We start from the raw sequence: 19,723 nt of genomic DNA, 5'->3' as shown, positions 1-19,723 counted from the left end.
GGGCCGGTCCCGGGCTGCCGCCGTGGTGGTGCCGGACCGGTTTCGGGCGGGGCCGGGGGCCGCTGCGGAGCCGGTGCCGGGCTGCTGTCGCGGCGGGGTCGCGGGGCGTTCGCGGCGTCGTCCACAGGCGTGTACGCGCAGCGTAAGGGGTGGGACACTGCGTCGGTGAGTACCGATTCGAGTTCCCGTACCCGCTCCGGGCCGGCGGTGACCGCCGCCGGGCTGCCCGCGCTGCGCCGCCGCACCTCCGCGGTGCTGATGGCCGGCCAGATCGTGGGCAGCCTCGGGGTGCCCGTCAGCATCGCCCTGGCCCCCGTGCTCGCCACGGAGGTCGCCGGGACGGAGAAGCTGTCGGGGCTCGCGTCGAGCGCCGCCGTGGCGGGCACGGCCCTGATGGCCCTGCCGCTGGCCGCCCTGACGGCCGCCCGCGGCCGCCGCCCCGGCCTGGTCCTCGGCTACGTGGCCGGAGCCGCCGGCGCGGTGCTCGTGGTCCTCGCCGCCCGGGCGGGCAGCTTCCCGCTGCTGCTGCTCGGCATGGCCCTGTTCGGGTCGGCGTCCGCCGCCAACCTCCAGGCCCGGTTCGCCGCGGCCGACCTCGCCGCCCCCGACCACCGCGCCCGCGCGATCTCCACGGTCGTGTGGGCGGGCACCGTCAGCGCCGTCCTGGGGCCGAACCTGAGCGCCCCGGCCAGCCGCAGCTTCGCCGGGACCTCCATACCCGAGACGGCGGGCCCGTTCGTCTGGGCCGCCGCGATATTCCTGGTCACCGCCTGCCTGATCGGCCTGTTCCTGCGCCCCGACCCGCTGCTGGCCGCCCGCGCCCTGGCCGGTCCCGCGGACCAGTCGGCCGCGGGCCGCTCGCTCAGGGCCGGGCTGGCCGCCGTCCGGGCCTCGCCGCGGGCCCGGCTGGCGCTGGTGGCGGTGACCGTCTCCCACACCGCCATGGTGTCGATCATGGTGATGACCCCGCTGGACCTCTCCCACCACGGGGCCGGACTGGAGCTGATCGGCCTGGTCATCAGCGTCCACATCGCGGGGATGTACGCGTTCTCGCCGGTCATGGGCTGGCTCGCCGACCGGATCGGCAGGCTCGCGGTGATCGGGCTCGCGGCCGGTCTGCTCGCCGTCGCCGCCCTGCTGGCCGGCACGGCCGGCGGCGACCACGGCCGGATCACGGCGGGCCTGTTCCTGCTGGGCCTGGGCTGGTCCGCCGGTACGGTCGCGGGCTCGGCCCTGCTGACCGACTCGGTGGCGCAGGCCGCGCGCGCCGCGGCGCAGGGCCTGTCCGACCTGTCGATGAACACCGCGGCGGGAGTCGGCGGCGCCGTGTCCGGGCTGATCGTCGCCCAGGCGGGGTACGGCTGGCTCAACGCGGCGGGCGCCGCCCTGCTGCTGCCGATGGCGGCGCTGGCGCTGTTCACGGCCCGCCGGCACCCCGGGCCCGCCCGGGGCGGGGCCGCCGGGGCTGCGGGGGCCGCCGGGGCGCCGCGCAAGGACACGGCCTCCGGGGACTGAGCGGGGGGCGCACCGGCGGGGCCCGGCCGCCGGGCCGGGCCGCCGGGCCCGACCGGCCTCAGAGGCTGATGTGGTACGCCTTGCGGAGGGTCTCGTGGACGGTCCAGGTGGTGCGGTCCCCCTCGCGCAGGACGCAGGCCGAACCGGGTCCGACCTCCAGGGTGTCCCCGCCCTCCACCTCGATGGTGGCGCGCCCGCTGACCACCACGAACAGCTCGTCGGCCTCCGTGTCGGTGACCACTCCCGGGGTGATCTGCCAGATGCCGCGCACCTGCTTGCCGTCCGCGGACTCCCACAGCACCTTGCCGGTGATCACGGGCTCGCCGGAGAGGATCTGGGACGGGTCGAGGTCCTCGGTCTCCAGCTCGGCGTCGGGGACGGACACGGCGAAGGAGGCGGGGGCGGTGCCGTGCGGCTGCTGCTCACTGGTGCTCATGGCGCGACCCTAGCCTGCGCGGCCCCCGCTCCAGGGTGGCCATTGCGTCCATGATCGGCCGGTTCGGCCTGGCACCCTGTCGAGGCCCGGCAGACCGGGTCCGCGACCGGCGCGCCCGGCTGGTCGGCCCGGTCGCGTTTGGGGGCGCGCCGCGCGCGCCATGGATGGGGACATGCCACAGCACTCAGCGCTCGTCCCGGTCCTGTCGGAGGAAGTACGCGAGGCGCAGGCGCGGGGCCTGCCCGTCGTCGCGCTCGAATCCACGATCCTCGCGCACGGCCTGCCACGCCCCCGCAACCTGCTGGTGGGCACGGAGCTCGAAGAGCTGGTGCGCGCGGAGGGGGCCGTCCCGGCCACGGTGGCGGTGCTCGACGGGGTGCCGTACGCCGGTCTGGACAAGGAGCAGCTGGAGCGGGTGGCCACGGACGACTCCGTGCGGAAGTTCGGCCACCGGGACCTCGCCCCCGCCGTGGCGGCCGCCGCCTCCGGCGCCACCACGGTCTCGGCCACGGCCTTCCTGGCCGCGCGGGCCGGGCTGCGGGTGTTCGCGACGGGCGGGCTGGGCGGCGTACACCGGGAGTGGACGCGGTCGCAGGACGAGTCGGCGGACCTGGCGCTGCTGGCCCGCACCCGGATCACGGTGGTGTGCGCGGGGGTGAAGTCCATCCTGGACGTACCCGCCACGCTCCAGCGGCTGGAGACCCTGGGCGTGACCGTGCTCGGCTACCGCACGGACCGGTTCCCCGGCTTCTACCTGGCCGATTCCGGGGAGCCGGTGGACTGGAGGGTCGAGGAGCCCGGCGAGGTGGCCGCGGTGATGGCTGCTCAGGACGCGCTGGGCGGCCCGGAGTCGGCGCTCCTGGTGGCGCAGCCGGTGGCGGAGGCGGACCAGCTCGATCCGCAGCTGCACGACCGGGTGCTGGCCGAGGCCCTCGGAGAGGCCCGTGCGCAGGGGGTGACGGGGCAGGCGGTGACCCCGTTCCTGCTCCAGCGGCTGGTCGCACACACGGAGGGGGCCTCTCTGGAGGCGAACCTGGCGGCCGTGCGCGGGAACGTCCGGCTGGCGGCGCGGATCGCGCGGCACTGGGCCGAGCGGGTTCGGGGGTGAGCGGCGCCCTCCTGGTCGTGGGCGATGTGATCACCGACGTGGTCGCGCGGCATCCGGAGCCGCTGGCCCCGGCGACGGACACGGCGGCCCGGATCCGCACGCTGCCCGGCGGCGCGGGCGCCAACGCGGCCTGCTGGGCGGCCCGCTCCGGGGCGCCGGAGGTCCGCCTGCTGGCCTGCGTGGGCACGGATTCGGCGGACTGGCACGAGCGGGCCCTGCTCCGCGCGGGGGTGCGGCCCCGGCTGGTGGTGCACCCCGAGGAGCCGACCGGCACGGTGGTCTCCCTGGTCGACGGCGCCGCCGAGCGGACCTTCCTGACGGACAGCGGGGCGGCCCTGCTGCTCTCGCCCGCGCACTGGGCTCCGCAGCTCCTGGACGGGGTGGCGCACGTCCACCTGTCCGGCTACCTCTTCTTCGCGGGTCCGAGCCGGGAGCTGGCCCGGCTGGTCCTGGCCGAGGCCGCGGCCCGCGGGGTGCCGGCGAGCGTGGACCCGGCCTCGGCGGGCTTCCTCTCCGGCTACGGGCCGGAACGTTTCCTCGAAGCCGTAGCCGGTGCCCGGGTGCTGCTGCCGAACGCCGACGAGGCCCGGCTGCGGGCCGGGCTGCCGCCGGACGCCGGGGCGGCGCGGGCGGCGGCCGCGCTGAGCCGCCGGGTCCCCCTGGTCGTGGTCACGTGCGGATCCGCCGGGGCCGTGGTGGCGGAGGCCGGGGCGGTGACGGCGCAGGTGCCGGGCGTCCCGGCGGCGGCCCTCGACTCGACGGGCGCCGGGGACGCCTTCACCGGCGGATTCCTGGCCGCGCGGCTCGGCGGCGCGGCCCCGGCGGCGGCCGCCGCGGCCGGGTGCCGGGCGGGCGCGCAGGCGGTGGCGCTGGTGGGCGGCCGCCCGGGCTGAAACGGGGCGGGGCCGGGAGTATGCGGGGGTGGAGGGCGTACGGGACTGGGAGGCGTACGGACTGGAGGTGGACTGGGGGACGTACGGACTGAAGGGCGGACAGGCTGAGGGGCGTACGGAGCGGGTTCGCCTGCCCGGGTGCACTCCGCCCTCCCGCTCCCGGCCGTCAGACCGCGGGGAGCCCCGACCAGGCCGGGTGCCGCGGGTCGTCCGCCCGTACCAGCACGTCGGCTGCCGCCGCCGGGTCCGTCTCGGCCTCGTAGCGCGCGAAGGCGGGGAGGGTCCACTGCGCGTCCCCGTCGGTGCGGCGGGCCAGCGCCCCCGGGGAGAGCCGCACGTGCACGCCCAGGTCGAAGGGGAACCAGTGGCCGAACAGCAGCGGCCCGTGCAGGACCAGCACGCCGTCCGGGGGCAGTTCGACGTACGGGCTGCGGGTGGCGCGGTCGGTGGCGGGGTCCCACAGGTCCGGCAGGACCCGTCCGCTGCCGTCCGGCTCCAGCGGGCCGAAGACCTCGCGCCACAGGGCGGCGGTGTCGTACCAGCCGCCGAGGTAGCTGTCGGCGTCGTGCCGGCCGTGCTCGAAGCGGAGGGAGGCCGGGCGCAGGAAGCCCTCCGCCGCCACGACGAGGACCGGGCGGCCGCGCAGGCGCAGCCGTTCGGCGAGCGCGCGGGCGAGCGCGCCGGTGTCGGCCGCGGGCGCCCCGTCGACCGCCACGCGCAGCCGGGAGCCCGCAGGGGCCCCGGCCCGCACGGGCCCCTCCAGATGGCCGGCCAGGGCCTCCGCCATCCGCTCCCAACTGATCGCCTCCAGCTTCACCAGTCCATTGTCAGTGCTCACCCGTAGCGTTCTCGACGAGGGATCAGCGGCGGGAGAACACCGCCCGCCCGGCCTTGGGGAGGGTTCTGTCATGGCACGAGAGACGACGTACCTGGAGCTGTCGCAGGACGGCGGCGGCGCGCACAAGTTCTACGAGGTGACGGTGGAGGGCACGGAGGTGTCCGTGCGCTACGGGCGCATCGGCGCCGCCGGCCAGCTGCAGAGCTCCTCGTTCGCGTCGGCCGAGAAGGCCCGTGCCGCGGCGGCGAAGAAGCTCGGGGAGAAGGTCCGCAAGGGGTACGCCCCGGCGGTGCAGGGGCAGCGCGCCGCGCGGGCCGTGACCCGGCGCCAGGTGACCGCAGCGCCCTCCACCGCGCGGGCGGTGGCCCCGGTCCTGTGGCGCTTCCGGACCGGCGACGCGGCCTTCGGGATCCACGTGGACGAGGACCGCTGCTGGGTGGGCAACCAGGCCGGCGACGTGTACACCCTCAGCCACGGCGGGGAGGTGCTGGCCCGCTACTCGCTGCCGGACGGGGTCAAGTGCCTGGTGGCGGACGAGTTCTGGATCTACGCGGGCTGCGACGACGGCACGGTGTACGACCTCTCGTCGAAGGTGCCGTTCGGGGCCTACGACATCGCGGCGGACGTGGACATCTTCTGGCTGGACATCCGGGAGGGCGTCCTCAACGTCGCGGACCGCAACGGCGGTCTGACCGTGATCGACCATGAGGACGAGTTCGCGTGGTCGCGCCGCTCGCCGGGGTCGAGCGCCTGGATGGTGCGCGCCGACGACCGGGGCGTGTACCACGGGCACTCGGCGGGCGTGACGGCGTACGCGCCCGACGGCAGCGGGGAGTTGTGGCACACCGCCACCGACGGCGGGGTGCTGTTCGGCTGGCAGGAGGAGCACGCGGTGTACGCGGGCACCGGGCGGAACAAGGTGCAGCGGCTGTCGAAGGCCACGGGCGCCGTCGAGGCCTCGTACCAGTGCGACGCGGCGGTGTACTCGTGCGCGACCTCCCCCGACGGGCGGCACGTGTTCGCCGGGGACCTGGCCTCGTCCGTGTACTGCTTCGACGCCTCGGGCCGGCGGCTGTGGAAGCTGGGCACGGGCGGCGGGGCGGCCCTGTCGATGCAGTACCTGGACGGGAAGCTCTACCTGGTCACCACGGACGGTTCGCTGGTCTGCGTGGACGCGAGCGAGCAGGCCATCGCGGCGGCCCAGGAGGGCACGGTTCCGCAGGCCGTGGACGTGAAGTCCGCCGCGGCGCTGCCGGTGTCGCGGCCGGTGGCCTCGGCCGCCGCGGTGGCGACGGTCTCCGCGGCGCCGGCGGGCGGCGTGGTGGTGGAGTGCGTGCAGGAGAGCGGCCGGCTGCGGGTGCAGGTGGTCTCGGGCGGGTTCGAGACGGGCTGGAAGGTGCAGTTCCCGCGGGGCATCCGGGAGCCCGGTGCGCGGTACGTGGTCGACGGGCTGCACGCCTCTCCGGGGGGCTTCTACCGGGTGCGCGGGGAGATCCGCCGCCTGGTCTGACGGCACGGGCCGCAGTGCTGTGCATCCCCGGTGCGGCGCGACAGGTGAGAGGGGGGCCCGGCAGCGGTATCAACCTGCCATGGAACTGGTCGTGTTCGAAGCGCTGAAGCCGGTCCGGTGCGCCGAGTGCCGGCAGGGACCCCTGGACATGCTCGTCCGCGAGCGGGCGGTGCCGCGCTGCCTGGACTGCGCGGATCTCGGCCACCTCGTCTACCTGCCGCGGGGGAACGCGGCCCTCACCCGGCGGGCCCGCGAGGGCAGTTCGCTGTACGCGGTCGTGGTCCGCTACGAGAAGCGCAGGCGGCGGCACGAGCGGCAGGGGCTGCTCGTGGAGGAGGAGGCGCTGGCCCGCGCGGAGGTGCGGTGCCTGGCGGACTCCGAGGCCCGGGCCCGGCGCCGGGCCCGGGACCGGCTGCGCCGCGCCGCCGAGGACACCGTCTTCACGGCTGCGTTCGCGGCGGAGATACGCCGGCTGTTCCCGGGGATCCCCCCGGAGCGGGCCCGTGCGATCGCGGCGCACGCCTCGGTGCGGGGCAGCGGCCGGGTGGGCCGGACCGCGGCCGGCCGCGCGCTGGACGGGCGCGCGGTCGCGGTCGCGGTCCGGGCTGCCGTGCGCCACGCCGACACGGAGTACGACGCCCTCCTGATGGCCGGGGTGCCCCGGTACCAGGCGCGGGCCCGGCTGGCCCCGCGCATCGAGGCGATCCTCGCCTCCTGGCAGCACCCGGAGGCCGCCTGAGGCAGGGGGCGGCCCGCGCCGGGGCTCCCCGCCCCGCGGTTCAGGCCGCCTGGTCGCCGGGGCGGTAGCGGCGGTAGAGGAGTGCGCCGCCCAGCATCAGCGCCGCGCCGGCGGGCAGGACGTAGCCGAGGCCGCCGGCCCCGGTCTCGGCCAGGGCGGAGGTGCCGGGACGGGCGGGGCGGACCGGCGCGGGCGGCGAGGGCGGCGCCGGGGTGGCGGGCCGGACCGCGGGCGGCTGCGGGGGCTTGGCTCCGCTGCGGGGCGGTTCGGTGCCGTTGACGGAGGTGTTGCCGGTGGAGGGGTTGCCCACGCCGACCACGTTCACGGAGTTCCCGGAGAGGTTGACCGGGATCTCGACCGGGAGCTGGACCGCATTGCCGGAGAGCAGCCCCGGCGAATCCTTTCCGCGCGCCTCGGCCGCGGCGCCCCCGGCCCGCCCGGGTGCCGGTTTGGATCCGTACGGCGTCTTCCTGGGCGCATGGCCCTCGTTGACGCAGGTATTGCCCGCTGCGCTGTTGAGCAGGCCGGTCACGCTGACGGTGTTCCCGCACACGTTCACCGGCACGTGCACGGGCAGCTGGGCGAGGTTCCCGGAGAGCAGTCCGGGCGACCGCTCGGCCGCACCGCCCGCCTCCGCGTCCGCGAACGCGGCACCCGCCGTCCCGGCGAGCGAGAGGGCACCTCCCGCGAACACCGCCGCGATCACGCCGTTCCGACGACTCTGCCGCATCAGTTTCCCTGCCTTCCCGAGGAGTTGGGCGGATGCCCGCCCGCACCGGGACCAACGCGGTAAACCCATACGGGTTATAGAGCCGGTACGCATTTCACTCCATCGTGTACCGGGATCTCCCTACTTCATGATCGTCACCGAAGGGGGCCTGCGGCTCCGTGCGCGGCGGGCCGCTGGGCCACCAGTCCGTGGTCCCCGGGTCCGCGGTGTACGGGTACCAGAGGCCGTCGCGGCCCAGCCTGAGCTGGCGGGTCCCGGAGGTCAGCCGGTTCCGCTCGGGGCGGTACGCGCCCTGGCCCGCGGCCGCAAGTGCCGGCCCGGCCCGGTCGAAGGGCCCCGCGGGCGGGTCCCAGGGCTCCTCGAGGACCGCCAGCCCGGCCCGCCCGCCGAACCGCCAGGCCGAGGCCGCGCGCGCCAGCTCGACCACCGGGCGGCCGGTGGCGAAGGCCAGCTCGCGGTAGAGCGCGCGGGCCGGGCCCGTCAGCCCCGAGGTGGGGTGCGCGGCGGCCAGCCGGACGGCGTCCTGCCAGAGCCCCAGCCCCGCCATGGGGTCGGCGCCCGTGGTGAGCAGGGCGTGGGCGCGGGCGGCCGCGTCCGTCGCCAGCTGGTCCAGGGCGAGCGGGTCGGGGGCCCCGGCCCCCTGCGGATAGCCCGGCGGGTGCGCGGGGGCCGCGGGGACCGGCGGCGGTGCGGGCAGCGGCGGGCGGGTGCGCTCCGCGAGGGCGGCCCGGGCCGGGACCCCCGGGGGTCCGGCGGGGGCGGGGCGCTGCTCGCGGGCGGCATGGGAGGCGTTGCGCCGGGTCAGCTCGGCGGTCAGGCGGCTCTCGCCGCGGCCGCGCAGCAGCAGGAGGACGAAGGGGTCCTGGTCGAGCAGCCGGGCGACGCCGTAGCAGAGCGCGGCGGCGTGCTTGCACGGCGGGCGGACCTGGTCGGGGCAGGAGCAGCGCGGCAGCAGCTCCCCGGGGCCCGGCAGCAGCCCAGCGGCGAGGTGCTGCGGCAGGTCCCTCTCCAGGAGGGCGGCGAGTCCGGCCGGGTCGGCCGCGAGGGCTTCGAGGAGCTCCTCCCACCGCTCCTCGCCGAAGGTCCCGACGACGAGCTCGGTGCGGTACGGCCGGGCCCTGCTGCCCCGTACGTAGGCCACGACCCGCCCGGGGGTGACGGTCACGCCCTCCACGTGCCCCTGCGCTGCGTACGTGCGGCCGCGCTCCAGGCGTCCGGGGTCCCCGGCGGCGGCCTCCAGGGCGGCCGTCCACGCCCGTCCCCACCAGCTGTCCGCGGGTCCGGCGGGCAGGGCGGGGAAGGTGCGGCGCAGATCGTCGCGGGGGGTGATCACGAGGGCCTGCGCAGGGAGACGAGGTCGGACAGTTCGGCGTCGGTGAGTTCGGTGAGGGCGCTTTCGCCGCTGCCGAGGACGGCGTCGGCGAGGGCGCGCTTGGAGCGGAGCATGTCGGCGATGCGGTCCTCGACGGTGCCCTCGGCGATGAGGCGGTGGACCTGCACGGGCCGGGTCTGCCCGATCCGGTAGGCCCGGTCGGTGGCCTGCTCCTCGACGGCCGGGTTCCACCAGCGGTCGAAGTGGACCACGTGCCCCGCCCGGGTGAGGTTCAGCCCGGTGCCCGCCGCCTTCAGCGACAGCAGGAACACCGGCACCCCGCCCGCCTGGAACCGGTCGACCATCTCCTGCCGCCGCGCCACCGGCGTCCCCCCGTGCAGCAGCAGCGAACCGATCCCCCGCGCCGACAGGTGCGCCTCCAGGATCCTCGCCATCGACACGAACTGCGTGAACACCAGCACCGCCCCGCCCTCCGCCAGGATCGTGTCCACCAGCTCGTCCAGCAGGGCGAGTTTGCCCGAGCGGTGCGCCGTGCGCAGCCGGGCCGCGGGCAGGGCGGGGCCGCGGCCCGCCGGGCGGTCCTGGGAGACGGGCTCCTTCAGGTACTGCGCGGGGTGGTTGCAGATCTGCTTGAGCGAGGCGAGCAGCTTCATGACGAGTCCGCGGCGGGCGATGCCCTCGCTGGCCTCGATGCGGGCCATCGTCTCCGTGACGGCGGCCTGGTAGAGGGAGGCCTGCTCGCGGGTGAGCGCGACGGGGTGGTCCGTCTCGGTCTTCGGCGGCAGCTCGGGGGCGATGCCGGGGTCGGACTTGCGGCGCCGCAGCAGGAACGGCCGCACGAGCCGGCCCAGCCGGGCCACCGCGTCCCCGTGCCCCGGGTGCTCCCCCTGCTCGGCGGCGCGGGCGTGCCGGGCGCGGAAGCTGGTCAACGGGCCGAGCAGGCCGGGGGTGGTCCAGTCGAGCAGGGCCCACAGCTCGGAGAGGTTGTTCTCCACGGGCGTGCCGGTCAGGGCGACGCGGGCGGGCGCGGGCAGGGTCCGCAGGGCCTTGGCGGTGGCCGAGTACGGGTTCTTCACGTGCTGCGCCTCGTCGGCGACGATCATGCCCCACTGCTGTCCGGCCAGGGTGGCGGCGGCCGCGCGCATCGTGCCGTACGTGGTCAGCACGAAGCCGCCCGCGGGGGCCCCCGGCGGACCGGGGCGGCCCGGTTCGGCCAGGCTGCGGCTGCTGCCGTGGAAGCGGCGCACCGGGACCCCGGGGGCGAACTTCTCGATCTCGCGCTGCCAGTTGCCCAGCAGCGAGGCGGGGCAGACCACGAGCGTGGGCTCCGGCCGGGCCCGGTGCAGGTGCAGCGCGATCAGGGTGACCGTCTTGCCGAGGCCCATGTCGTCGGCCAGGCAGCCGCCGAGGCCGAGCGAGGTCATCAGGTCCAGCCAGGCCAGGCCCCGCCGCTGGTACCCGCGCAGGACGGCGGCCAGCCCGGGGGGCTCGGGGAGGGGCTCCAGGTCGGCCGTGAGCCGCGTGCGCAGGGCGGCGAGCGCGCCCACGGGGACCGCCTCCACGGTCTCGCCGTCGACCTCCGCCGCCCCCGTGAGGGCCGCGGCCAGCGCGTCGACGGGGTCGAGCAGGCCGAGCTCCCGCTTGCGCGCCTTGCGGACCAGCTCCGGATCCACGCGGACCCACTGGTCGCGCAGCCGCACGACCGGCCGGTGCGCCTCGGCGAGGAGGTCCATCTCGGAGGGTGTGAGCCGGTCCCCGCCGAGGGCCAGCTCCCACTGGAACGCGAACAGCTGCTGCGCGTCGAAGAACGAGGTGCCGTCCGCCGCGGAACCGGGCGCGGGCCGCACCACGGCCTGGGCCGTGAGCGTACGGGCGAACTCGCGGGGCCAGTGCACCGCGACGCCCGCCGCCGCCAGCCGGGTCGCGGCCGTGCCGAGCAAGTCCTCCAGCTCCGGGTCCGAGAGGGCCAGCACGTCGGGTACGGGCTGCTCCAGCAGCCGCAGCAGCGGCGGCCACACGCGGGCGGCCCGGCGCAGCGCGAGCACCGCGTCCACCCGGGCCCGCGGGCCGAATCCGTCGCCCGCGGTCCGCCCCGCCCACAGCAGTCCCGCGTCCGTCACCTGCGTGGGGTCGGCGAGGCTGTGCAGCTGCACGACGGCCGCCCCGGCCCGGCGCGGCCCGGAGGCGGCGCCCGCGCCGCCCCCGCCCTCCCCTGACGCGGTCCCGGCCCCGGGGTCCTCGGAGGGGTCGAACAGCCCGTACGCGGACAGGTCCAGCCGCAGCGAGACCCCGACCCCCTCGTCCGCCCCGGCCGCGACCTGCACGGCCCACTCGCGCAGCTCCGGCACCCGCTGCGGCTCCCGCGCCGCGAAGGGCCGGCCCGCCGCGAAGGGGGCCGCCGGCGTCCGCGGCAGGGTGTCGGCGACGGCGTCGAGGAAGGCCCGCAGAAGCGCCTCGGGCTGCGGGAGCTGGAGGGGCCTGCGGCCGGGCAGGGGGACGGCATGGGCCTCGTACGGCATCGCGGCGGCGATGGCCCGCAGATGGGCCAGGTCGTCGGCGGCCAGCGGTCCGGCCCGCCAGGCGTCCACGCCGTCGGCGCTCACCCCGGGCAGCAGCCGGCCCCGGGCCGCCAGCGCCAGGGCCTGGTGCGCGGCGGCGCCCCAGCAGCGGGCCGCGGGGTGGACCCCAGGCTCCGCGGGCCCGCCCGCACGCACCAGCAGCGGCAGGGCGGCGGCCACGGGCAGCACGACGGCCTCGGCCGTCCGGCTGCGGGCCCCCGCCCCGTACGCCCCCACGACCTTCAGGGGCTCCGCCGCGGCCTCCGGGGGCAGCTCCCCGGGCAGCGGCTCGCCCTCGGGGGACCAGAAGGCGATCCGGCCCTCCCGCGGCACGGCGGCGGGCAGGAACACCGCCGCCCGGCGCAGCAGCCCGCGCCCGGCCCCGGACCCGTCCATCACGACCTCCCTCCCCCGCGCCCACGCCACCGCCACACCCGCGGCGACTACTCACTGCGAGTGTAGGCAGCCCCACCGACAACGGCCCTGACCTGCCCGTACGCCCCGGAGCGGCAAGGCCGTCAGTCCGTGGCCCACCGACCCGACTCCGTGGCGTAACCGTAGGTCGGCCGCCCCGCACCACCGCTGGTGCGGAACGGGCGCCCGCCGTCGTCGACGCGGGTGGTCCCGGAGCGGCCCCCTGCCGTCCAGGCCAGTTCGAGGTACCAGTCGCAGTCGCAGCGCACGGCCGAGGCCTCCACCCGCAGCACCACCGGTTCCTGGGCCGAGACCTTCAGCGGCAGGGCGGGCACGGGCAGCGCGTTCTCCCCGTCGTGCCCCGGCACCGGGCGGGTCACCGGGCGCGGGGCGTCCAGGTTCACCGTGTACGCAGCCGGGGTGAGCGAGCCCCCGCAGCCCTGGGACATGGAGTACACGTTCCACGCCAGCGGGGCCCGCCGCCCCGCCACCCGCACGTGCAGCTCCTGGAGGACCACCGGGACGGAGCCGCGCCCTGTGACCGTGGCCTCGACGATCTGGCGGCCCGCGTGCACCGCGCGCTGCCCCTGCGCCCAGGCCTGCGCGTCCTGCGAGGCCGGCGGCGCGGGCACCTCCGCCGGTCCCCCGCGCACCAGGTAGGACTGGTCGCAGCCGTACAGCCATACGTGCGGGCGCACGCCCAGCGCCAGCGGCTGGGCCGGGACGGGTGCGGCGGAGCCGCCGGGAGCCGTGGGCGCGGCGGCCGACGGGCTCGTGGAGGCCGTGCCGGACGGGCCGCTGCGCGAGGGGCCGGGGCCGGCCGTGGCGCTCGCGGTGGCGCCCGGCGAGGCGCCGGGCGTGCCCGTGCCGGTGGCCGGGGCGCCCACCCCGCCGCCGCCCGGAACCCCGGCGGACGGGGACGCAGGAGCGCGGACGGCGCCCGTACGCGCGCCCGGACCGGAGGGCGCGGTGGCGGCGAGGGCCAGCGCGACCACCACCCCCACGGCCGCCCCGGCCCCGGCCACGGCGGCCGTCCGGCGGCTGCGGTACCAGCGGGCGGGGGCGGCGCCCGTACCCGGCCCGGCCCCGCGGGCCCCCGGGCCGGACCGGCGCGCCGCGTCCGCGGCGGGGAGCCGGGAGACCAGCGGTACGGACGCCTCCCCGCCCGCCCCCGGACCCGCACCACCGCCACCGGTGCGCGCGCCCGAACCCGCATCCGTACCGGCACCGGCACCGGGTGCGACGTCCTCTCCGCCCCCTGCGACCCCGGCCGTTCCCCCACCCGGCTCCGCATCCGGACGCACCTCGGTCACCGGCACGCGCTCCGCGCCCTCCGGCTCCCCCGCGACATCCCCGACCCCCGCCGCCGCCCCCGAAGTCCCCGAAGTCCGCGCACCCTCCACCGCGTCCCGGGCCGCAGCGCGCCGTCGGGCGTCCGCCAGCAGCCAGGCCCGGTGCAGTTCCACCGCCTCGCCCTGCGCCGCCCCGCACGCCCGCGCGAAGCGGTCGACGACCGCGAACTCCGCCGGGACCGCCTCCCCCTTGCAGTAGCGGTGCAGCGTCGACGTACTGGTGTGCAGCTTGCGCGCCAGGACCCCGTAGCTGAGCCCCGAACGCTCCTTCACCTCCCGCATCAGGCGCGCGAACGCCTCCGCCTCCGTGCTCTTCCCCGTCCCGCCCACGGCTCCCCCGTCCCGCCACGCCGTTCCATGCAAAGGGTGTTTCCCCAGCTCACAGCACGTATCTCCGTTCCAGTGTCCCGGATCGGCACCGTTCCATTGTCCGACACCCCGGCACCGGGAAAGTCTGTGGAGGCAGCCCGGGGGACGGGCCGCGACCCGGCACCGGCGAACAGCCCGGGAGCCGGGGACCACGACCTTCCGCACCATCTTTCAACGGGGAGATCCACCGTGTTCAAGCGCACCACCGCCATCGTCGCCGCGACCGCCGCCGCAGCCGCCGTCGCCGCCCTCGCCATCCCCGCGGCCAGCGCCGCCGGACCCGCCGACGCCGTCGCGGCGGCCCCGCGGGCGGTCACCGCACCCGGGTTCCTCAAGGGCACCGACCTCCCGCCCCACCCCTCCTCCCCCTGGTTCGCCGGCCCGGTGAAGAAGGGCCTGCCCGAGGGCGGGGTGTTCTGCCTGGAGAAGGCCCTCCCGACGGCGAACACCTGGCACCGCGTCTTCGGCACCGAGTACGACACGGGCGCCCGCCAGGTGTCCGTGCGGGCCGGCTCCGAGGCCAAGGCCAAGGCGCTCGCCGCCACCCTGGAGAAGCGGGCCGCGGCCTGCGCCGCCGACTGGCTGCGCAGGACTCCCGGCGGGATCGCCTCCTGGCAGGACTACGGCAAGCTCGCCGTGGAGGAGGGCGCACACGTGTACGGGGTCCACACCGGCGTTCCCGAGTCCGAGCACGGGGTGCACCTCTTCGGCATCGGCCGCGACGGCTCCACCGTCACCGTGGTCAGCTGGTCCCAGATGGGCGATCTGACCACGGCCCCCGTCAAGGCCTTCAAGAAGACCACGACCACGGCGGTCAACAAGCTCAACCCGTAATCCGGCAGCAGCCGAACCCGCAGCCGCCGCCCGGGTGTGCTGCGGGCTCAGCCGGGGAGACGATGTACGGAGAGGGCGAGGCGATGGCCCATGCGTACGGGAAACGAACCGGTGAACGCCCGCAGCCCCCTGCGGCTGCGCTTCTGGCTGAGCGTGTGGGGGCTGCTGTGGGCGGTCGCGGGCACCGCGGCCTTCGCCCTGTCCGAGCGGGCGGGCTGGGCGGTCACCTGCGCCGTGCTGACCCTGCTGATCGGCGCCGACCTGATGATGATCGTGCACCGCATGCACCAGGGCGCGCACTACCAGCCCGGCCCCGACGTCCCGCCGTACGAACCGCCCGGGGACCCGGACGGCAGACCACCGCACCCTTGAACCGCCCGGGGACCCGGACGACCCGGACAGCAGAGCACCGCGCCCCGAGGTCGTCCAGGCCCGCTCAGCCCTTGGCCGCGGCGCGCTCCCGCAGCTCCGCCCAGACCTTCGCGACCTGGGGTTCCAGCGCCTCCAGCGGCCCGTCGTTGTCGATCACGAGATCGGCGACGGCGAGCCGCTGCTCGCGCGTGGCCTGCGCCGCCATCCGCGCGCGGGCCTCGTCCTCCGTCATCCCGCGCCGCCCGGTGAGCCGCTCCAGCTGGGTCTGCGGCGCCGCGTCCACGACGACCACGAGCTCGTACAGCGGCGCGAGCCCGTTCTCCGTCAGCAGCGGTACGTCGTGCACGACGATGGCGTCCGGGCCGGCGGCGGCCTCCAGCTCGGCGGACCGGGCCCCGACCAGGGGGTGCACGATCGCGTTCAGGGTCTGCAGCCGCTCCCGGTCGGCGAAGACGACCGCTCCGAGCGCGGGCCGGTCGAGGGTGCCCTCGGGGGTGAGCACGGCCGCGCCGAAGGCCTCGACCACGGCGGCCAGCCCGGGCGTCCCCGGCTCCACGACCTCCCGGGCGATGCGGTCAGCATCGACGATCACCGCGCCATAGCCCGCCAGCAGCCGAGAAACCTCGCTCTTGCCGGCACCGATCCCGCCCGTCAGGCCCACTTTCAGCATGGGCCGAAGCTTAGACGGGGCCCGGCCGCCCGCAGCAGGCGGGCGGCCGGGCCCCGTCCGGTCCGGTCCGCTCGGCTGCGGCGGTGGCTGCGCCCGCCGCGTCCGCGCCCGCGCCTATGCCTCGCCCTCGCGCTCCGCGAGGAAGCGCTCGAACTCGCGCCCGATCTCGTCCGCCGAGGGGATCTCGGCGGGCTCGGCGATCATGTTGCCCCTGGTCTCGGAGCCGGCGGCCGCGTCGTACTGGTGCTCCAGGCCCTGGACGAGGGCGACGAGCTCCTCGTCCCCCTCGCGGATCTGCCGGTCGATCTCGGTCTGCGTCCGGTGCGCCTCCGTGCGCAGCGCGTGGGCCACGCCCGGGAGGACCAGGCCGGTCGCCGCCGTGATGGCCTCGAGCGCCGTCAGGGCCGCGTCGGGGTACGAGGAGCGGGCGACGTAGTGCGGCACGTGCGCCGCGACGCCCAGGACGTCGTGCCCGGCCTGGGCGAGGCGGAACTCGACCAGCGATTCGGCACTGCCGGGGACCTGGGCCTCGTCGAAGGGGCTGCGGTGCCCGGGCATCAGGTCGATGCGGTTGCCGTGGGGGGTGATGCCGACCGGGCGGGTGTGCGGGACGCCCATCGGGATGCCGTGGAAGTTGACCGCGAGGCGGACGCCGAGCCGCTCGACGATCTGCTCGACGGCCTTGGCGAAGCGCTCCCACTCCACGTCCGGCTCCGGGCCGGACAGCAGCAGGAAGGGCGCGCCCGTGGCGTCCTGGACGAGCCGGACCTCCAGGCTGGGCTCCTCGAACTCCGTCCAGTGGTCCTGCTTGAAGGTCAGCAGCGGGCGGCGGGCCCGGTAGTCCACGAGCCGGTCCGCGTCGAACCGGGCCACGGTCTGGTGGGGCAGCGTGTCGAGCAGCCGCTCGACGATCTGCTCCCCGGTGTCCCCCGCGTCGATGTACCCCTCGAAGTGGTAGAGCATGACCAGCCCGGCGGAGTCCTGGGCGAGCGCCAGGTCTACCACCGCCAGACCCTTGGCGTCCCATTCGTACAAACCCTGTGGATCAAGCACCGTCACCACTCCTCCTCGCGTCACTGCGAAGAACGTACGAGCGGCCGCAGCCATTCCCAGCAGGGCGAACACGCCTCGTACGTGCGCACGATGGGAGAACCCGCACGCGGCCGCACGCGCGGCTGAGGGGTCCTGAACCCGGTTCCTGAACGCGGTTCCGGAACGCGATAAGGCCCGCCCCCCTAAGGGGACGGGCCTTACCGTTTCAGCTCAGTTCACGCCGAGGCGTGCTGCTGCGCTGCTGCGATCAGCTCTGGCCGCCGGCCAGCTTCTCGCGGAGCGCGGCCAGGGCCTCGTCGGAGGCCAGGGCGCCGGAGGTGTCGTCCGACTCCGAGGAGTAGGAGCCACCGGAGATGCCCGCACCGGCGTTGCCACCGGCGGCCGGGGCGTCCTCGCCCGCGGCGGCAGCGGCCTCGTCGGCCTCGCGGCTCTTGATGACCTGCGCCTGGTGCTGCTCGAAGCGGACCTGCGCCTCGGCGTACTGGCGCTCCCACGTCTCGCGCTGGGTGTCGAAGCCCTCGAGCCAGTCGTTGGTCTCGGGGTCGAAGCCCTCGGGGTAGATGTAGTTGCCCTGGTCGTCGTAGGACGCGGCCATGCCGTACAGGGTCGGGTCGAACTCGACCGACGCCGGGTCGGCACCGAAGGACTCGTTGGCCTGCTTCAGCGACAGCGAGATCCGGCGGCGCTCGAGGTCGATGTCGATGACCTTGACGAAGATCTCGTCGTTGACCTGGACGACCTGCTCCGGGATCTCCACGTGGCGCTCGGCCAGCTCGGAGATGTGGACCAGACCCTCGATGCCCTCGTCCACGCGGACGAACGCACCGAACGGAACCAGCTTCGTGACCTTACCCGGGACGACCTGGCCGATCTGGTGCGTACGGGCGAACTGCTGCCACGGGTCCTCCTGGGTCGCCTTCAGCGACAGGGAGACGCGCTCGCGGTCCATGTCCACGTCGAGGACCTCGACGGTGACTTCCTGGCCGACCTCGACAACCTCGGACGGGTGGTCGATGTGCTTCCAGGACAGCTCGGAGACGTGGACGAGACCGTCGACGCCGCCCAGGTCCACGAAGGCACCGAAGTTGACGATCGAGGAGACGACGCCGGAGCGGACCTGACCCTTCTGCAGGGTGGTGAGGAACGTCTGGCGCACCTCGGACTGGGTCTGCTCGAGCCAGGCGCGGCGGGACAGGACCACGTTGTTGCGGTTCTTGTCCAGCTCGATGATCTTCGCCTCGAGCTCCTTGCCCACGTAGGGCTGGAGGTCGCGGACACGACGCATCTCGACCAGGGAGGCCGGGAGGAAGCCGCGGAGGCCGATGTCGAGGATGAGACCACCCTTGACGACCTCGATGACGGTACCGGTGACGATGCCGTCCTCTTCCTTGATCTTCTCGATCGTGCCCCAGGCACGCTCGTACTGAGCGCGCTTCTTGGACAGGATGAGACGGCCTTCCTTGTCCTCCTTCTGGAGAACCAGGGCCTCGATCTCGTCGCCGACCTTGACGACCTCGTTCGGGTCGACGTCGTGCTTGATCGAGAGCTCGCGGCTCGGGATCACGCCTTCGGTCTTGTAACCGATGTCGAGCAGGACCTCGTCCCGGTCGACCTTCACGATGACGCCGTCGACGATGTCGCCGTCGTTGAAGTACTTGATCGTCTCGTCGATCGCGGCGAGGAAGGCTTCCTCGTTACCGATGTCGTTGACCGCTACCTGCGGAGTGGTAGAGGTGGTCTCGGTGCTGCTCGTCATGTGGGAAAGGGCTCCGGTTACGGACAGAAAGTCGTAGGTACTGCTACGCCGGGAGCCCTTATCGCGTCTGCCTTAAGCCGGACAGCCAAGGAGGCCTCGAATCCGCCGGGGCGGGGAGGACCTCGAAAACCGAGGGGTTGCAACAGATACGAGCGCAGCCTGCTAGGTCTGAGGAGCACAGGCTCGCAGCGCAACTTGTAGCATACGGGGGCAGCCGGACAGGGTCAATGCGCGAAGGCGCCCACCCCGCCGGAAGACCGCAGGCCCGACCGCAACTCACGTGCGGTTAAAGGGCTGCACGCGGCAACGTGCTGCGAAGACTACGACGGACGGCCCGATGAACCAAGAGGATGACGCCACCGAAGGCGTGTACGAAGTCGCCGGTGCGTTCGGCAGTGGATTCGACCGGGAGACCGGCGGCGGATCCGGTGCGGAATCCGGTGAGGACGCCGCGGCCACCCGCCGTGAGGCGGGCGGGGCGGAGAGCAGCCGCGCGAACCGCGGCTGGTGGGACCGCAACGCCGACGAGTACCAGACGGAGCACGGGGCGTTCCTCGGCGACGACCGCTTCGTCTGGGGCCCCGAGGGGCTGGACGAGGAGGAGGCCGCGCTCCTGGGGCCCGCCGCCTCCCTCAAGGGGAAGAGCGTCCTGGAGATCGGCGCCGGCGCCGCCCAGTGCAGCCGCTGGCTGGCCGCCCGGGGCGCCCGGCCCGTCGCCCTGGACCTCTCCCACCGCCAGCTCCAGCACGCCCTGCGCATCGGCGAGGGCGACGTCCCCCTGGTCCAGGCGGACGCGGGGGCGCTGCCCTTCCGCGCCGGCTCCTTCGACGCGGCCTGCTCCGCCTACGGCGCCCTGCCCTTCGTCGCGGACCCGCTGCACGTGATGCGCGAGGTCCACCGGGTGCTGCGCCCCGGCGGCCGCTGGGTCTTCTCCGTCACCCACCCGATCCGCTGGGCCTTCCCCGACGAGCCGGGACCCGAGGGCCTGTCCGTGTCCGCCTCCTACTTCGACCGGACCCCGTACGTGGAGCAGGACGAGGAGGGCCGGGCCGTGTACGTGGAGCACCACCGGACCCTGGGCGACCGGGTGCGGGACGTGGTGGCGGGCGGCTTCCGCCTCGTCGACCTGGTCGAGCCGGAGTGGCCCGCCTGGAACAGCCAGGAGTGGGGCGGCTGGTCCCCGCTGCGCGGCAACCTCATCCCGGGCACGGCGGTCTTCGTGTGCGAGCGCGAGGACTGAGCC

At 75.6% G+C, this 19,723-nt stretch carries 17 protein-coding genes; 8 read left to right on the top strand and 9 right to left on the bottom strand.

The window, feature by feature from the left end; all coding sequences use genetic code 11:
* Positions 1-165 precede the first annotated feature (165 nt).
* Complete coding sequence (locus ACZ7JZ_RS31565) at positions 166-1,515, top strand: MFS transporter (protein ID WP_470945443.1); 1,350 nt, start codon at positions 166-168, stop codon at positions 1,513-1,515.
* Positions 1,516-1,573: 58 nt separating this feature from the next.
* Here ACZ7JZ_RS31565 and ACZ7JZ_RS31560 read toward each other — a convergent pair whose 3' ends face one another.
* A complete protein-coding gene (locus ACZ7JZ_RS31560; RefSeq protein ID WP_470945442.1) occupies positions 1,574-1,951 on the bottom strand; it encodes a cupin domain-containing protein in 378 nt (125 codons plus the stop codon).
* Between the two features lie 172 nt (positions 1,952-2,123).
* Between ACZ7JZ_RS31560 and ACZ7JZ_RS31555 the strand changes: the two genes are divergently transcribed.
* Positions 2,124-3,059 carry a pseudouridine-5'-phosphate glycosidase gene (locus ACZ7JZ_RS31555; RefSeq protein ID WP_470945440.1) on the top strand — a complete coding sequence of 312 codons (936 nt, stop codon included), beginning with the start codon at positions 2,124-2,126 and terminating at the stop codon, positions 3,057-3,059.
* A complete protein-coding gene (locus ACZ7JZ_RS31550) occupies positions 3,056-3,952 on the top strand; it encodes a carbohydrate kinase family protein (RefSeq protein ID WP_470945438.1) in 897 nt (298 codons plus the stop codon). The genes ACZ7JZ_RS31555 and ACZ7JZ_RS31550 overlap by 4 nt, the downstream gene beginning before the upstream one ends.
* A gap of 166 nt (positions 3,953-4,118) precedes the next feature.
* Here ACZ7JZ_RS31550 and ACZ7JZ_RS31545 read toward each other — a convergent pair whose 3' ends face one another.
* Positions 4,119-4,769: a nucleoside/nucleotide kinase family protein gene (locus ACZ7JZ_RS31545; protein WP_470945471.1), complete on the bottom strand. Its 651-nt coding sequence runs from the start codon at positions 4,767-4,769 to the stop codon at positions 4,119-4,121.
* A 91-nt stretch (positions 4,770-4,860) separates the two neighbouring features.
* Here ACZ7JZ_RS31545 and ACZ7JZ_RS31540 point away from each other — a divergent pair, with 91 nt between their 5' ends.
* Positions 4,861-6,300, top strand: coding sequence for a WGR domain-containing protein (locus ACZ7JZ_RS31540; RefSeq protein WP_470945436.1), 1,440 nt, complete (start codon positions 4,861-4,863; stop codon positions 6,298-6,300).
* Between the two features lie 79 nt (positions 6,301-6,379).
* Positions 6,380-7,039, top strand: coding sequence for a DUF2293 domain-containing protein (locus tag ACZ7JZ_RS31535; RefSeq protein WP_470945434.1), 660 nt, complete (start codon positions 6,380-6,382; stop codon positions 7,037-7,039).
* 40 nt (positions 7,040-7,079) lie between these two features.
* On the opposite strand, the gene ACZ7JZ_RS31530 is transcribed toward ACZ7JZ_RS31535, so the two are convergent.
* The 4 genes from ACZ7JZ_RS31530 to ACZ7JZ_RS31515 form a co-directional block, all read right to left on the bottom strand.
* Positions 7,080-7,769: a chaplin gene (locus tag ACZ7JZ_RS31530; RefSeq protein ID WP_470945432.1), complete on the bottom strand. Its 690-nt coding sequence runs from the start codon at positions 7,767-7,769 to the stop codon at positions 7,080-7,082.
* Between the two features lie 94 nt (positions 7,770-7,863).
* Complete coding sequence (locus ACZ7JZ_RS31525; protein WP_470945430.1) at positions 7,864-9,102, bottom strand: SWIM zinc finger family protein; 1,239 nt, start codon at positions 9,100-9,102, stop codon at positions 7,864-7,866.
* Entirely contained in the window at positions 9,099-12,056 is a 2,958-nt protein-coding gene (locus ACZ7JZ_RS31520) for a DEAD/DEAH box helicase (RefSeq protein WP_470945428.1), read from the bottom strand. Before ACZ7JZ_RS31520 ends, ACZ7JZ_RS31525 begins: the two co-directional genes overlap by 4 nt.
* 122 nt (positions 12,057-12,178) lie before the next feature.
* Positions 12,179-13,756, bottom strand: coding sequence for a helix-turn-helix domain-containing protein (locus ACZ7JZ_RS31515; protein ID WP_470945427.1), 1,578 nt, complete (start codon positions 13,754-13,756; stop codon positions 12,179-12,181).
* Positions 13,757-13,984: 228 nt separating this feature from the next.
* Between ACZ7JZ_RS31515 and ACZ7JZ_RS31510 the strand changes: the two genes are divergently transcribed.
* A complete protein-coding gene (locus ACZ7JZ_RS31510) occupies positions 13,985-14,629 on the top strand; it encodes a hypothetical protein (protein ID WP_470945425.1) in 645 nt (214 codons plus the stop codon).
* A 90-nt stretch (positions 14,630-14,719) separates the two neighbouring features.
* Positions 14,720-15,001 (top strand): DUF6343 family protein, encoded by a 282-nt coding sequence (locus ACZ7JZ_RS31505; protein ID WP_470945423.1) that lies wholly within the window; start codon positions 14,720-14,722, stop codon positions 14,999-15,001.
* 64 nt (positions 15,002-15,065) lie between these two features.
* Here the strand turns inward: ACZ7JZ_RS31505 and coaE are convergent, their stop codons facing one another.
* The 3 genes from coaE to rpsA all read right to left on the bottom strand — a co-directional run bounded on the left by coaE (position 15,066) and on the right by rpsA (position 18,480).
* Positions 15,066-15,671, bottom strand: a complete 606-nt coding sequence (coaE, locus tag ACZ7JZ_RS31500; protein ID WP_470945422.1) for a dephospho-CoA kinase — start codon at positions 15,669-15,671, stop codon at positions 15,066-15,068.
* Positions 15,672-15,785: 114 nt separating this feature from the next.
* A complete protein-coding gene (locus ACZ7JZ_RS31495; RefSeq protein ID WP_470945421.1) occupies positions 15,786-16,724 on the bottom strand; it encodes a PAC2 family protein in 939 nt (312 codons plus the stop codon).
* Between the two features lie 247 nt (positions 16,725-16,971).
* Entirely contained in the window at positions 16,972-18,480 is a 1,509-nt protein-coding gene (rpsA, locus tag ACZ7JZ_RS31490; protein WP_470945420.1) for a 30S ribosomal protein S1, read from the bottom strand.
* A 337-nt stretch (positions 18,481-18,817) separates the two neighbouring features.
* Here rpsA and ACZ7JZ_RS31485 point away from each other — a divergent pair, with 337 nt between their 5' ends.
* Positions 18,818-19,720, top strand: coding sequence for a class I SAM-dependent methyltransferase (locus tag ACZ7JZ_RS31485; RefSeq protein WP_470945418.1), 903 nt, complete (start codon positions 18,818-18,820; stop codon positions 19,718-19,720).
* Positions 19,721-19,723 lie beyond the last annotated feature (3 nt).

The organism is Streptomyces sp. NPDC038213 (assembly GCF_055600495.1).
This window is presented reverse-complemented; position numbering and strand designations above follow the sequence as displayed.